Genomic DNA, 14451 nt, shown 5'->3' with positions numbered 1-14451 from the left:
GATTGAGGCAAGAAGTGAAAACTTTATTTAAACAAACATTGACTGCAAGTATCTTATCAACAATGATTGCTGGTACTGCTTTTGCTGCACCATCAGAAACACCTCCTGTATTTGTTAAGCATGTTGCGGATGGTTTAATTGCTAGCTTAAAAGCGAATCAAGCGAAATTGAAGGCAAATCCTTCTGCAGCTCGTGAAATTGTTCGTAAAAATTTAGATCCGTATATTGATTCACAAGCATTTACTCGTATTGTGATGGGGACATATGCAACGAATCAATATAGTACTGCTGCTCAGCGAGCTCAGTTTGAAAAGAACTTCCGTGAAAGTTTGATTGAAAACTATGGTAGTGCATTTGCTAAATTTACAAACCAAACTTATACACTACGTCCATATAAAGACACTGGTAGCAAAAACCCTGTTGTGACTTTAGATTTTAATAATAATGGTGAAAAAATTCCTGTTTCATTCCAATTGGTTGATAAAGGCAATCAATGGAAAGTTCGTAACATGAATGTGTCTGGTATTGACTTAGGTTTGCAGTTCCGTAATCAGTTTGCTGCTAACGTAAAGCGTAATGGCGGGAATATTGATAAGGCGATTGCAACATTTAAACCAGATGCAGATGCTGCAACGCAGAAAAAATAATAGGGATTTATTGTGATTGAGCTGATTGATCAAGAATTACATGTATCTGGGAAAATAGATTATGGCAATGCTGAAGAGTTTTATCAGCAAGGTCTAATTGCTTTAAATAGCCATCTTACTTTCCCTATTGTGCTGAACTTATCTAAATTAGAACATGGCAGTACTTTAGCTTTGGCGGTATTTATTCGTTTGCTTCGCCAAACGCCAGAAGCGAAAGGATTAATATTTAAGGCTGTTCCTGAGAAAATGCTGAAAATTATGCAGGCATGTCATCTTGAGCAAGATTTACAATTACTTGCCTAAATAAAAAAGCACCGAAAGGTGCTTTTTTATGGATAGCTGAATAAAATGTATTTTTGTGTTTAAAAATTTGATTAAATCCATTTTTTCCAACGGAAGTAAATCATTGGTCCAATAAAGAAAGCGACTAATATCGTGCAAACAATAATAAAGCTTGTTGTTCCATGTGCGAAAGGGAGCACATCTGTGTTCATGCCATAAATACTGGCAATCAGCATAGGAGGTGCAAGCATACTGGGTAAAATAGAGAATCGCCGAATCGTATCGTTCTGTTCGGTATTAATGAACCCTGATGTTGTATCTAGTAAGAAACGGACTTTTTGGAATAAAAAGGCATCATGTTCAACTAAAGAGCGGACATCTTCACTGAGTTCTCGAATATCTGCATCGTAAATATGACTACCTAAGGCACGAGGACGAGAGAGGAAGGTCAGGACTCGACGTAAGTCAATTAAACATAGTTGTGCTTTCCCTAGGATATCTTCTAATTGAGCAAGTCGAGTAATCATGTCATCAAGATCTAATATTTGTTCACGATGACGGTTATTGAGTACTTCGGTAGAGTATTTTTCTAAATCTCTGTGGATATCTTCTAAGATATCCGCAAGCTCATCAAGTTTAGCTTCAAGTAATCCTAATAGCACCCATGTTGGATCTTTATAGTCAATTTCATAGTCATTACGACGTGCACGAGCTCTAAAAGCACGAAATGCAACGAGTTTTTCACCGCGCATCGTAAATAATCGATTTTTATGCAGAATAAATGCAACAGTTTGGACTGTTGCTAAAATCGAGTTGTCTTCAGGCTCACCATCATCAACTTGGTAGTTTTTATTTTTCGTTAAAAAGTAAGTACTAATATGTAAAATTCCATCATCATCTCGATAAAAGCGAGCTGATGATGAGATGTCTTCTAAAGATTTAAGCGTTGGAAGATTTTGATTATAGGCATCAAATACCCATTGTTGTTCTTCTTGGGATGGCGCAATTAAATCAATCCAAACGAGATCTTGATGTAAATCAAAGCCACCATTAATGGTAGTATCTTCTAAGCTACCGCGCTCTGTGGCGTAAAAGGCTTCAAGCATTAGTCTTTTCTCCCTTGCGCAGTATGGGTTAATTGTGATGTGTGTATTTTAGACAAGGAACTGATTAAAAGCACTGTTGGAATCACTATATTTCCAAAAAAACCCAATAAAATCGATATATATTGTATGACATCTGTAGAACATGGTGAAAAAATGACAAATTCTATTGCTGTATTTTGTGGTTCTGCTTTTGGGGCGGATTCAATTTTTTTAGAAACTGCTCAAAATGTAGGAAAGACAATAGCCCAGCAAGGTAAAACATTGGTCTATGGTGGTGGTCGTTCTGGGTTGATGGGAGTTATTGCAGATAATGCCTTGAAAGAAGGAGGGAAAGTTGTTGGTGTTATTCCTGAAATTTTAGTAAATAAAGAATTTGCTCATCCTAATTTAACAGAGTTGCATATTGTAAATAATATGCAGGAAAGAAAATTAAAGATGTCTGAATTGTCAGATGGTTTTATTGCCCTTCCGGGTGGTGTGGGAACATTTGAAGAAATTTTTGAGCAGTGGACTTGGGCACAATTGGGTATTCATCTAAAACCATGTGCTTTTTTAAATGTTGATGGTTTTTATGATGATTTAATTAAATTTTTAGAAAAATCGACAGAAAAAGGTTTTACTCATCCGAGATTTATGCAAAGTTTAATTCATGATTCTTCTATTGAAAAAGTGATGAATCAAATGGATCATTTTATTGCGCCAGAACCTAAATGGGGAATGGTTGAAAAAGTACAAACAGAGAATTAATTGTGAATATTATTACTGTTGCCGCTGCTATTATTTTAAATGATCAAAATCAATTGTTATTAGTTCGGAAGCAAAACACAGCTTCTTTTATGCAAGTAGGTGGAAAGCTTGAGGAAAATGAAAGTCCTGAGCAAACGATGCTACGAGAAATTAAAGAAGAAATTGGCTGTGATGCTAAAATTAATGCTTTTATTGGACGTTTTGAAACTCCTGCTGCCAATGAGCCAAATCATTTATTGGTGAGTTATGTGTATTGGGTTGGTTTAAGTCAAATACCCCAAATTAATGCTGAAATTGCAGAAATGAAATGGGTCGATTTAGATGATACTGTCACACAATTGGCACCATTAACTCAGGATGTTGTTATGCCGTGGGTGAAGAAAAAATTCATTGAAAAAATAGAAGCAGTTTAATTTGCGTTTGCAATTGCACAGGCAAATATTTTTTGACAACCGAGTTGTTCTAAACTTTGCATTAAGGCAAGAATAGAACTTCCGGTTGTAACAACATCATCTAAAATCAATACTCTTTTATAGCGAATCTTATAGTCTTTTTTTATTTGAAATTGACTTTGAATATTTTCAATTCGTTCAAGGCGTGTTAGCCCTTTTTGAGAGTGCTGATGCATTCGTTGAATTGGCTGCCAAATCGGAATGTTTAGTATTTTTGCTACAATTTTCGCGACTTCTAAGCTTTGGTTGTATCCTCGTTCAATTAAGCGTTCTTCTGAAATAGGCATGGGAACAATAGCTTGAACTTTAGGCAGATGTAATTGCAATATTAAATTTGCAAGTAAGTGCTGAAAATGAAGTTGTTGTTCATATTTAAATTTTTGAATAATTCGATTAATTGGATATTCATATCGGCAAGCAACAAAAATAGGAACTTCTTGCTTAATGATTTTTTCAGTTTCCCAAGGGATTTGAGTCCAACAATCTTTGCAAATTGTGGCTTTGTATTGGGAATCTAAGCTACAGAGTTGACATCGTAGTATCGGAGTTATTAAATTTTTTGATTTTGAAAATAAGTTAAACATAAGCATACCGAGGAGCTTCTGGAAGCCATCGTTTTAATAGTGCTTCAGCATTTTTAGGATGTTCTTTTAATAATTGCTGTGCAACATAATGAGCTTGGCTAAGTAGATGGTCATCGCGTTCTAGTTTTGCAACACGAAAATTCATATCACCTGTTTGTTTTGTTCCTAATATTTCACCAGGACCACGAATTTCTAAATCTTTTTCAGCAATCATAAAACCATCGTTGGTTTCACGCATGATACGTAAACGTTCTTGTCCATTTTGTGATAATGGATTTTTATAGAGTAATGCACAGAAACTGGCTTTTGCACCACGTCCAACACGACCTCTTAATTGATGGAGCTGAGATAATCCTAAACGCTCAGCATTTTCAATCACCATGATAGATGCATTTGGAACATCAACACCAACTTCAATTACTGTCGTTGCAATTAGGAGTTGTAATTGATTTTCTTTGAATTGCTGCATGACCGATTGTTTTTCATCAGCTTTCATTTTGCCATGTACTAAGCCAATGCGAAGTTCAGGAAAACGTTCTTTAATTTCATTGAATGTCGCTTCAGCAGCTTGAGCATCAAGTGTTTCGGATTCTTCAACAAGTGTACACACCCAGTATGCTTGCTTACCTTCAGCACAATTAGTTGCAATACGTTGTAAAACTTCTTCACGTCGATCGAGTGGAATTGTTACTGTTTGAATGGGGGTTCGACCAGGTGGTAATTCATCAATAATAGAGGTATCTAAATCACCATAAGCAGACATAGCTAATGTTCGGGGAATAGGGGTTGCAGTCATCACTAGTTGATGAGGTGTGGTGTTATTTGTACCTTTATTACGTAACGCAAGGCGTTGGTCTACACCAAAGCGGTGCTGTTCATCAATAATCACTAAGCCTAATTTTGAAAATTCAACATTATCTTGAAATAGAGCATGTGTTCCAATAACGAGATTTGCAGAACCATCTTTAATTTGCTGTTCAGAGAAGGCACGTGCTTTACCTTTTTGTTTACCTGAAAGCCATGAAACAGTCAGACCCATAGGCTCAAACCATTTTTTAAAATTAAGATAATGCTGTTCAGCTAAAATTTCAGTTGGTGCCATTAATGCAACCTGCCAACCTTCTTCTAATGCATGACAAGCTGCAACACCTGCAACAAGGGTTTTACCTGCACCAACATCACCTTGTACTAAGCGCAACATGGGTTTGTCTTGTTGTAAGTCATCTGCAATTTCTTGAGAGACACGTTGTTGAGCACCTGTCATTTGAAAAGGCAGACTTGTTAATAATGCAGAAGCATATTTTTGGCTTGGTTTAAAAATAGGAGCTGCTATTTCTTGAATATAAGCACGTCGCGTGAGCAAACTAACTTGATGGGCAACAAGCTCTTCAAAAATTAAACGTTGCTGTGCAGGATGTGAACCTTGTGCAAGCTGTAGCATATTTGCATTTACAGGAGGGTGGTGAATGTATTGCAGGGCTTCTTTTAGCGCAAAACCATTGGTAAATTTTTTAGGCAAAAGTTCAGGGAGATCATGACTAAACTGATTTAGAGCCTGTTTAATATAGTCACGTAATTTAGGTTGAGTTAAACCTTCTGTACTTGGATAAATTGCTGTAAGTTGGGTTTTAGGTAAAGGTGTGTGCTCGCTAATCACTTGTAATTCAGGGTGGTATAACTCTAAGCCACGAGCACCAACTCGAACTTCGCCAAAAATACGTAAGCGAGAATTTAGCTTTGTACGGTCTGTAATCCCTTTATAGATATGATAAAAGCGTAAAGTGACTTTGCCGAAATCATCTTCTAACCCAACAGCCATTGATTTTCGTTTGCCAGGAGGGAAGTCGACACTTGTGACTAAACCTTCGAGTAAATAACTACGTCCTACAATCAATTGGTTCATAGGAATGATCGTGCTACGATCTTCATAATCTCGTGGTAAATGAAACAGTAAATCATCTGTTGTAAAGATATGAAGTTTTTCAAGTAGTGTTGCAGCGGCATTGCCAACGCCTTGCAATTGATGGACTGCAGCCATGTCCCCTCAACTTATCTGTGATTGGTGTTTAATGCATATTTTATTTATTGGTTATGGTAAAACATCTCAACGTGTTGCAAAACAATTATTTGAGCTTGGTTATCAAGTTACCACAATTAGCAGAAGTCCGAAAACAGATTTATATGCGAATCATCTGATTCAAGATATTCATCAACTGGACTTAATGCAAGTTAAACCTATTGATTATGTTTATATCTTATTGGCACCAAGTGAACGTGGCGTAGATGCATATCGTGAGACTTATTTCGCTTCAACAAAACCGATTATTCAAGCCTTAAAAAATCATCCAATAAAAAAGATAATTGTTGTTTCTTCCACACGTGTATATGGCGAAAATTCAGGTGAAATAATTAATGATGAATCGCTTATTCAGCCAATAGATGAGCAAGGTGAAATTTTATATGCCATGGAAAATGTATATTTGAACGCTTTTCCTGAGCAATGTTCTGTTGTAAGACCTACGGGTATTTATGGAACTTCTGTTGAACGAATGAAAAAACTTGCGAATATGACATTAACCTATCCTAATATTCATTGGTCTAATCGAATTCATATAGATGATTTAGCTGCTTTCCTAGTACATGTGCTTCACGTGGAACATTTTGAAAAAACTTATATTTGTAGTGATTCAAAGCCAATCCCTCTGCATAAAATTATTCAATGGTTTCAGCAAAAATTGGATTTACCGCAATTGGTTTTGGAAGCGGAGCAATTATCAGGTAAAAAAATTATGGCTCAAAGGATGTTGAAAAGTGGTTTTCAGTTGAAACATCAAGATTGCTTTGATGAGTATTTAAAATTATTAAAATAAATATAAATAGAATACTTTGTTCTTTTGAGAATTGTTTTTAAAGATATTTCCATCCTTTAACTCGAAAGTTAAAGGATGGAAAAGTAGATTATTTTTTCTTACGTTTTAAACGATGTTTTGCTTTTTGTGCAGCAAGTGCATCTAACGCTTCTTTTAGTTCATCATCTGTAAAAGAGGTGATGTGCTGTAACATTTGTAAAGTGACATCATCTAAAACGAGATTTGCATATTGCGCAACATTTCTAAATTGCTCATCAAATACAATGGCGTTGTTTTCATTGGTACTGATATAGCCTTGCTGTGTAAGAACTTTAATAAAGCTTTGGAATAGCGCTTTATCGAAGAATTCAGGTGAATTGAATTCATATAAAACAGAAAGACGTTGCCCCACTAAGTGACTGAGTTCTTCAACTTGGCGTGTTGAAATATTTCCAGAACCACGCTGAGTAATGAGGGCTAAAGTCATGTAGTAGCGTTCTAAACTCTGAGTAACTGGGGCAGCTAGAACAGAAAGCTGATTATGGTCTTCACTATTTGGAACAGGGCATACCAAGTGACCATCATGATCTAGACCAATGAGGTTTGCATCTAATAATGCTTGGGTATAGGACTCAATATATGTATCTAATTCTTTGCCTGTCCATTTTAGGAATAACTCAGCTTTTAAGAATGGATACAGTGTTGTAATCACATTACGCATATCTTCAGGTGAAATCACAGCATTATGTTTAACCAATGCGGCAATCAAAGATGGAAGAATAAAGGCGTGTAAAATGTTATTGCGGAAATAAGTCAGTAGAACAGCTTGGCTATCTTCAATTGCAATAATATCGCCAAGAACATGATGTACACGTTTAATAAGCTTGAGTTTTAGACCGTATTCAATAATTTCCTTACCAGATAATGGGGTGACTTGAGTGCGTGAGTCATAAGGAAGTTTGGTTAATAGATTACGATAAGTATCGAGCTGTTTTGTGCATATCTCTTCATCTAATGTATGTTTTGGTGTTGCTAAAAGTACAAGAGATAACAGTGATACAGGGTTAATTACCGCAGCACGGTTAATATTTTCTAAAATTGCTGTTGCAGAGCTATTGACTGCATCAGAGACTTCATTTGGAATGGCGTCATCATTTTTATTTAGTTCAATATTTTCTGCACCATGTTTTTTTAGCATGTCATCTAAAAATACAGGTTCACCAAAATTGACGTGAACTTTACCGAAAATACGCTCAATTTTACGTAAGGTTTTAAGAATGCCCATAACCGATTCAGCTTCTTTCGGCTTGCCATTCATCTCACCGACATAGGTTGAACCTTCCATTAAGCGTTCATAACCAATATAAGTTGGAATGAAAACAATTGGTTTTGCTCGTCCGCGTAAATGACTGTGTACAGTCATTGCGAGCATTCCTGTTTTCGGTGGTAGAAGGCGACCTGTACGTGAGCGACCACCTTCAATAAAGTATTCTAAAGGTGTATTACGAGATAAAATGCTATATAAATATTCTTTAAATACCGTGGTATATAACGCATTTCCTCTAAATGTACGACGAATAAAGAATGCGCCACCACCACGAAGAATTTGTCCAACCAAAGGCATATTTAAATTATCGCCAGCAGCAATATAAGGCACCATTAAACCACGACGATAAATGACATAAGACAACAATAAATAGTCGATATGGCTACGATGGCAAGGCGTATAGATAATTTCATAATCTTTAGCAAGCTCACGTACCGTACTGAAATTATGAACTTCTACACCATCATAAAGTTGAGTCCATAAGCGTGTAAGTGCTTGTGATGCGAAGCGTACAGTCGAATGAGAATAGTCAGAAACAATTTCATTTAAACAGCTAATTGCACGTTTTTCTGCCTCAGCAATACTAACTTTACTGCGAATACTTTCATGGCGAATTGCTGCTTGAACATCAGGTGCTTTAATGAGTGAATGCATGACATTGCGGCGATCTGATAAATCTGGTCCAAGAACAATTTCACGTTGATTATCTAGATAATCATTGAGGGTTGTTAAGATATAAGTTGCTGGTGAAAGATTTGGATGTGTCGTTTTTGCATATTGAATTAAATCACGTAAAGATTGTGATGGATGGAATTCTAAATACGTTTGACGACCATGTAAGCCAATATTCACTAATTGTTTAACAGTTCCTGGTGTTGACCATGAGTCTGTAAGTAATAATTTAAGTAGGGAATCTTCTTTATCTGGTGAGCGTCCCCAAAGTACCGTTACAGGTACAAGTTCAATATCAAGTTCAGGATCTTTTTCTAATAGTTCAACTAAGCGTAATAAGCGTGGTGGTAGCGTTTGAGAGCTTCTATTTAAGACATTATTTTCTTGGTTGTGTTGTAAGAATAAAATGGAAACTTTTTCAGTATGCTCACCAATTATCATTGGGTTGAGTGCAGGTGTAAGCTTTTGTTTACGCGTTTCACCATCAACAACTAAGGCATTACTACGAGAATGATTTTGTAAAACATAACAAACCACTTTTTTCTTGTCGGATGACGTTGTTTGTATGGAAGATAGTTCGGTAGGAATCTCACCAAGAACCTGTGGGCTTACAACAAGGTCAAGTAGCTTACCTGAAAGCTTACGATACATTTGACCAAAACCACTCTTGGACATAACAACTCCTACGTTGTGTTTGCAAATATGAAAAGAAAAAAAGCATAGTATTTTGTAGAAAACTAAGCAAAAGGAATATGTCATTTTCTGACAAAATTAACAAATAATGGCAGAACTTGATATGAAATGGCTTCAATTTATCAGGAATTATACAAAAACGTCGAATTTTTTTTAGCGTTATATCTTTAGTGTTCAAGTTGGTTTTATGGCAAAATAGTAAAATAGTTGAATAAATTTAGTGTTGTATTTCTTTCATTCATCCTTTGAATTTTCTAATTTGAAATAGAAATTCGTTACACTGATTTTGATGAAAGAAATGTATTTTTTTAATGTTGTGTTGGTTTGAAATAGGTTTCTCATGAATACATTAACTCAGGAACTCGTTGAGCTACTTAGTTTAGAAAAACTAGAAGAAAATATTTTCCGTGGTCAAAGTAAGAAGATCGTTGGAAAAAGAGTTTTTGGTGGGCAGGTATTAGGGCAAGCATTGAGAGCTGCATCTTATACAACCGATCGTCCTGCACATTCATTACATGCGTACTTTTTATTTGGTGGTGATGCCAATGCACCTATTATTTATGAAGTTGATCGTATTCGTGATGGGAAAAGTTTTATCAGCCGCCAAGTTCGTGCTATTCAGCATGGACGTACAATTTTTATGGCAATGGTATCTTTTACACAGCCAGAAGATGGTTTGAATTATCAGGTTACGGAGCCAGAATATCCGGCACCTGAAGATGTGAAAAGTGAAGCTGAATTAAAAAAACAACTGGTCGATTTTGTACCAGAAAATGTTCGTGCAAGTTTTATGCATGATCGTTTGGTTGAAATAAAACCTGTTATGCCAGTAAATCCTTTTATGCCGCAACCTGAAGCACCTGTGTATGCACACTATGTGAAAACACATGACAAAATTGAAAGTGATGTAGATGAAATTTTGCTGCATCAATCAATTGCAGCATTTTATTCGGACTTTACATTAATGGCGACAGCACTTCGCCCACATGGTTTAAGTTATATGTCTCCGAACTTACAATGTGCGAGTTTGGATCATGTTATTTATTTCCATAAGCCTTTCCGTGTTGATGAATATATGTTGTATGACATGGATGCGACGGTGAGCACAAGTGCTCGAGGCTTGAATTTTGGTCGTATGTGGCAAAATGGTGAACTTGTTTGTAGCACAGTACAAGAAGGCTTAATGCGTTTAAGAGAAATAGAGACGCCTTAATACCAAGTACTTAAGTTTTTCATTTTAATAAAAAATCCCTCTATCAAGTTTGAGGGATTTTTTATGTCTTTAAAAGAGGGGGGTGTAGATTTTATGAATACATTTAGAATGTTTTATAAGAATTAAAATAAACATAAATAACGTTTAGATTATGAAATAAGAATATGAAAAAATATTACTCGATTCTCGCTGTGCCTCATGGCATATTGGCTGAATGAAAAGGATATAAAAGAAATTTAAAAATGAGCTTAAATACTCAAATTTTAATTGCCGCCATCTTGGGGGTGATTTTTGGTTTAATTCTCAATATTTACCCAGAAACCGCATTTTTTAGTGCCAGTCTTTATGGGTTGAATATTGCAAGTAGTATTTTTATTGGGTTGCTGAAAATGCTGCTCATCCCCTTAATTTTTAGCTCTATTGTTGTTGGTGTTTCAAATTTACAAGCTTCTGGGCAGCTAAATCGAGTGTGGAAAATTACACTGGCATGCTGTGTAACAACAACGACATTGGCTTTAATATTAGGATTGGCATGTGCACATATCTTTAACGTCGGAAAAGGCGTAGATATTGTGATGTTTCAAGAAACAATGAGTAATTATCAGTCTCCTGATACCTTGACGCCATCCTCATTTTTTACCAATTTTATTCAAAATACTTTAATCAATCCTTTTAAAGCTTTTGCAGAAGGGAATGTGTTAGCCGTTGTTGTATTTGCGCTTTTGGTTGGTGTGGCATTGGTGAAAGGTGGTGAAAAATTCAAAACAGTGAAGCAACTTAGCCAACAGTTTTTTGACATTATGATGTTGATGATTGGCTGGGTGATGAAGCTAGCTCCATTGGGTATTTTTGCTTTATTGGCTAAATTAGTTTCGACAGAAGATATTTCTGTACTTAGCCGTTTGGCAGAATTTGCTGCGGTTGTAACAGGTACAACGATATTTCATGGTCTAGTGGTATTGCCTTTATTGTTGTGGATTTTTGGACGTATGGATCCAATTACCTTCTTTAAAGGGACACGAACTGCACTTATTACTGCTTTTGCAACCAGTTCAAGTTCAGCAACAATGCCTCTGTCTATGAAATGTGCTCAAGAAAATCTAGGTGTACGTCCTCAAACAGCAGGTTTTGTGATTCCACTTGGAACACAATTAAATATGGATGGAACAGCTTTATATGAGGCAGCTGCTGCATTATTTGTTGCGAATTTAATGGGGCTAGATTTAACCATTGGTCAACAATTGATTGTGTGTTTAACAGCAATGATTGCTTCATTGGGTGCACCAGGTATTCCAAGTGCAGGGATGGTCACCATGATTATGGTATTACAATCTGTTGGTTTACCTGCTGAAGCAATTGCAATTTTACTACCGATTGATCGTTTATTGGATACTGTACGTACGGTGGTGAATGTTCAAGGAGATATGATGATTAGTGTTGTTGTTGATCGTCATACACAAGAAAAAGATGATGTATTTGATGCCACAGCATAATAAGGTTAAATTATAAAAAAGCAGGGAATTCCCTGCTTTTTTAATTTTAAGATGAAAAAATTACTCTTTAGGAAGTTCTGCTTCATCTGTAACAATTGAAGAAATATCATCTTCAATATCTTCGTCATTTGCTAACTCAATGCTATCTAAATCAATACCTTCAAGTAAGTTTTCAGAACTAATATTCATGGTATCAGCTTGCTCTAACGTAAAGTTCAAGCGACCTGCCATTACACTTGCAAGCTCTTCTAATCCTTGTTTATTGAGTGAAGAGAATAATTGAATAGAAAATTGAAGTTTCATTTTCTTCAATTGTGCTTTCACTTCTTGCAATGCTTTTGAAGCTGGACCACGATTTAGCTTATCGGATTTTGTTAATAAAACATGTACAAATAATTTACGTGAATAAGCCCATTCTAACATCATGACATCAAAGTGTTGTAATGGATGGCGAATGTCCATCAGTAGAACTAAGCCTTGTAAGCTTTCACGATGAATTAGGTAATTTTCAAGTTCTTTTTGCCAAACAATTTTCATTGCTTCAGGTACAGCAGCATAGCCATAACCTGGTAAATCGACAAGGCGCTGGTCAGGATTTCCTAGGCTAAAGAAGTTGATCATTTGGGTTCGACCGGGCTTTTTAGATGCACGCGCAAGTTGCTTTTGATTTGTTAAAGCATTAATTGCACTTGATTTACCTGCATTAGAACGACCGGCAAAAGCAACCTCATAACCTGTGTCTTCAACACATAAGTTGAGCTTTGGTGCGCTCATTAAGAACTCTGCTTTACGCAACCAATTTAATGCGCGAACAGAGTATTCAGTAATGGCAGGATCAACCTTTTTTTCATAGGAAATCTTTTGCTTAGGCGCATTGGCTGCTTTACTGTTTTTTGATTTGCCTCTGTTTGGATGCATAACTTAACTTCAATTCATGTTCTACAAATGTCTATTATAGATGAAGTCGTCTAAGCAAGCGAATATTGATCGTAAAAGATATTTAAAGATTAATGAGATCAATTAAAGATGAGGAAGGATGTGTAGGATTTGATGTTTTTAAAATTCCGCCCAATGTGTATTGGTCTAGGTGTTTATAAAATTGTTCTAGTGCTTGATTTAAAATACCTTTTAAACCGCAATTTGTTCTTAAAATACAAGGTGGTTTATTACATTCAACGATTTGAAGTTCTTTTTGTAATACGCGAACAATATAACCTAATTTAAGTTCGAGTGTTTTATTACTAAGTCGGATCCCACCGCCTTTACCTCGTGTGGTAATCAACCAATCTTGTTTTGCCATGAAATGTACAATTTTCATTGCATGATTTTCAGACACTTGTAATTGTTGCGATAATTCCGCAATGGTATATAGCTCGGCTTTTGGCTGTGCGACATACATTAAAATACGTAATGCATAATCAGTAAATTTATTGAGTTGCATATGTTTGAGATGAAATGCGATATTGATATATTAGCATTGAAAGCCCTTACTATAGTGCTTTCAATGCCATTTTTTAGATAAGAATATTCAAAGAAGGGAATGTGTTAGATTTTAATTGGTGCAGATACTTCAACAATATCACCAACTTTATAGTGATTAATTAAAATATTTTGCACAGAAAATTCAGTTGGATGTTCTTCTGCTTTTACATCAATTTCATATTGCATTGGTTTACTTTCAGCAACAGTAAATTGTTGAGGTTGTTTTAAATCTTGATTTGGAACTTTAACGCGTACAGAAATATATTCATCATTTTCAGCAGCTACTGTAGCCTGATTATTTTGTGAATTTAAGATAAAACGTTTGCCTGCTTCAATATCTTGAATAGCTGCAATAGTGAAGTTTCTCCATCCAGCCCAGCCACCATCTTTACTAGTAAGAGAATCATATTTTGATTTTTCTACACTAATCAGTAAGTCTGCTAATTGAGTATAAGCTTCTTTCCATGCAGCAATTAAATCTGAGTCCATTGGTACATCAAGAACCTCACTAATTGAATGAAGTAAATTTGTTCCAACAATTTCATATTGTTCTGGCTGAATATTTAAACTTACATGCTTTGTTGTCATGCGTTCTACTGCTTTGGCAAGAACACTTGGGTTATCAATATGTTCTGCATAAGCTAAGACAGCTGCTGCAAGAGCACGAGGCTGGCGACCAGTACTTTGATGATCAAGGTTAAATGTATTTTTTAATTCAGGGTGATTATTTAGCATTCTTTTATAGAAATAAGATGTTAATGCAACACCATTTTCACGTAATACTGGAACTGTTGATTTAACAAGTTGGATGTAATCAGGAGACATGAATAGGCCTTTAAGTTGGTTATATTTTTAAAGATGTATTTAAAATACATCTTTAAAAATATATTAGCAATACAACATT

At 35.7% G+C, this 14451-nt stretch carries 14 protein-coding genes; 7 read left to right on the top strand and 7 right to left on the bottom strand.

Features of this window, described 5'->3' with window-relative positions:
* Window positions 1-14: 14 nt before the first annotated feature.
* On the top strand, window positions 15-647 hold the full coding sequence (locus AOY20_RS02445) for an MlaC/ttg2D family ABC transporter substrate-binding protein (RefSeq protein ID WP_054580394.1): 633 nt from the start codon (window positions 15-17) through the stop codon (window positions 645-647).
* Window positions 648-659: 12 nt separating this feature from the next.
* Window positions 660-950 (top strand): STAS domain-containing protein, encoded by a 291-nt coding sequence (locus AOY20_RS02440; RefSeq protein ID WP_054580393.1) that lies wholly within the window; start codon window positions 660-662, stop codon window positions 948-950.
* Window positions 951-1021: 71 nt separating this feature from the next.
* Here the strand turns inward: AOY20_RS02440 and AOY20_RS02435 are convergent, their stop codons facing one another.
* Entirely contained in the window at window positions 1022-2035 is a 1014-nt protein-coding gene (locus AOY20_RS02435; RefSeq protein WP_054580392.1) for a magnesium and cobalt transport protein CorA, read from the bottom strand.
* Between the two features lie 153 nt (window positions 2036-2188).
* On the opposite strand from AOY20_RS02435, the gene AOY20_RS02430 reads away from it, so the two are divergent.
* Window positions 2189-2782, top strand: coding sequence for an LOG family protein (locus tag AOY20_RS02430; protein WP_054580391.1), 594 nt, complete (start codon window positions 2189-2191; stop codon window positions 2780-2782).
* A gap of 2 nt (window positions 2783-2784) precedes the next feature.
* Window positions 2785-3195, top strand: a complete 411-nt coding sequence (locus AOY20_RS02425; RefSeq protein ID WP_054580390.1) for an NUDIX hydrolase — start codon at window positions 2785-2787, stop codon at window positions 3193-3195.
* Here AOY20_RS02425 and AOY20_RS02420 read toward each other — a convergent pair.
* Window positions 3192-3824, bottom strand: coding sequence for a ComF family protein (locus tag AOY20_RS02420; RefSeq protein ID WP_054580389.1), 633 nt, complete (start codon window positions 3822-3824; stop codon window positions 3192-3194). The genes AOY20_RS02425 and AOY20_RS02420 overlap by 4 nt on opposite strands.
* On the bottom strand, window positions 3811-5856 hold the full coding sequence (gene recG / locus AOY20_RS02415) for an ATP-dependent DNA helicase RecG (protein ID WP_054580388.1): 2046 nt from the start codon (window positions 5854-5856) through the stop codon (window positions 3811-3813). Before recG ends, AOY20_RS02420 begins: the two co-directional genes overlap by 14 nt.
* A gap of 31 nt (window positions 5857-5887) precedes the next feature.
* Here recG and AOY20_RS02410 point away from each other — a divergent pair, with 31 nt between their 5' ends.
* Window positions 5888-6688, top strand: coding sequence for an NAD-dependent epimerase/dehydratase family protein (locus tag AOY20_RS02410; protein WP_054582517.1), 801 nt, complete (start codon window positions 5888-5890; stop codon window positions 6686-6688).
* 88 nt (window positions 6689-6776) lie between these two features.
* Here the strand turns inward: AOY20_RS02410 and plsB are convergent, their stop codons facing one another.
* Entirely contained in the window at window positions 6777-9341 is a 2565-nt protein-coding gene (plsB, locus tag AOY20_RS02405) for a glycerol-3-phosphate 1-O-acyltransferase PlsB (RefSeq protein ID WP_054580387.1), read from the bottom strand.
* Window positions 9342-9699: 358 nt separating this feature from the next.
* On the opposite strand from plsB, the gene AOY20_RS02400 reads away from it, so the two are divergent.
* Window positions 9700-10572 (top strand): acyl-CoA thioesterase, encoded by an 873-nt coding sequence (locus AOY20_RS02400; protein ID WP_054580386.1) that lies wholly within the window; start codon window positions 9700-9702, stop codon window positions 10570-10572.
* Between the two features lie 242 nt (window positions 10573-10814).
* A complete protein-coding gene (locus AOY20_RS02395; RefSeq protein ID WP_054580385.1) occupies window positions 10815-12065 on the top strand; it encodes a dicarboxylate/amino acid:cation symporter in 1251 nt (416 codons plus the stop codon).
* A gap of 60 nt (window positions 12066-12125) precedes the next feature.
* Here AOY20_RS02395 and yihA read toward each other — a convergent pair whose 3' ends face one another.
* From yihA to AOY20_RS02380, 3 genes are all read right to left on the bottom strand, one after another.
* Window positions 12126-12983 (bottom strand): ribosome biogenesis GTP-binding protein YihA/YsxC, encoded by an 858-nt coding sequence (gene yihA / locus AOY20_RS02390; RefSeq protein ID WP_054580384.1) that lies wholly within the window; start codon window positions 12981-12983, stop codon window positions 12126-12128.
* Between the two features lie 82 nt (window positions 12984-13065).
* Window positions 13066-13506: an RrF2 family transcriptional regulator gene (locus AOY20_RS02385; RefSeq protein ID WP_054580383.1), complete on the bottom strand. Its 441-nt coding sequence runs from the start codon at window positions 13504-13506 to the stop codon at window positions 13066-13068.
* Window positions 13507-13610: 104 nt separating this feature from the next.
* Window positions 13611-14372, bottom strand: coding sequence for a globin domain-containing protein (locus tag AOY20_RS02380; RefSeq protein ID WP_054580382.1), 762 nt, complete (start codon window positions 14370-14372; stop codon window positions 13611-13613).
* Window positions 14373-14451 lie beyond the last annotated feature (79 nt).

The sequence above is a fragment of the Acinetobacter equi genome, assembly GCF_001307195.1.
Taxonomy (GTDB): domain Bacteria; phylum Pseudomonadota; class Gammaproteobacteria; order Pseudomonadales; family Moraxellaceae; genus Acinetobacter; species Acinetobacter equi.
This window is presented reverse-complemented; position numbering and strand designations above follow the sequence as displayed.

Bases quoted from the DNA above. Each gene is read 5' to 3' on its own strand.
- AOY20_RS02420 (WP_054580389.1), bottom strand. From the start codon at position 3,824: ATGCTTATGTTTAACTTATTTTCAAAATCAAAAAATTTAATAACTCCG.
- AOY20_RS02435 (WP_054580392.1), bottom strand. From the start codon at position 2,035: ATGCTTGAAGCCTTTTACGCCACAGAGCGCGGTAGCTTAGAAGATACT.
- AOY20_RS02430 (WP_054580391.1), top strand. From the start codon at position 2,189: ATGACAAATTCTATTGCTGTATTTTGTGGTTCTGCTTTTGGGGCGGAT.
- AOY20_RS02410 (WP_054582517.1), top strand. From the start codon at position 5,888: ATGCATATTTTATTTATTGGTTATGGTAAAACATCTCAACGTGTTGCA.
- AOY20_RS02395 (WP_054580385.1), top strand. From the start codon at position 10,815: ATGAGCTTAAATACTCAAATTTTAATTGCCGCCATCTTGGGGGTGATT.
- recG (WP_054580388.1), bottom strand. From the start codon at position 5,856: ATGGCTGCAGTCCATCAATTGCAAGGCGTTGGCAATGCCGCTGCAACA.
- plsB (WP_054580387.1), bottom strand. From the start codon at position 9,341: ATGTCCAAGAGTGGTTTTGGTCAAATGTATCGTAAGCTTTCAGGTAAG.
- yihA (WP_054580384.1), bottom strand. From the start codon at position 12,983: ATGCATCCAAACAGAGGCAAATCAAAAAACAGTAAAGCAGCCAATGCG.
- AOY20_RS02380 (WP_054580382.1), bottom strand. From the start codon at position 14,372: ATGTCTCCTGATTACATCCAACTTGTTAAATCAACAGTTCCAGTATTA.
- AOY20_RS02400 (WP_054580386.1), top strand. From the start codon at position 9,700: ATGAATACATTAACTCAGGAACTCGTTGAGCTACTTAGTTTAGAAAAA.
- AOY20_RS02385 (WP_054580383.1), bottom strand. From the start codon at position 13,506: ATGCAACTCAATAAATTTACTGATTATGCATTACGTATTTTAATGTAT.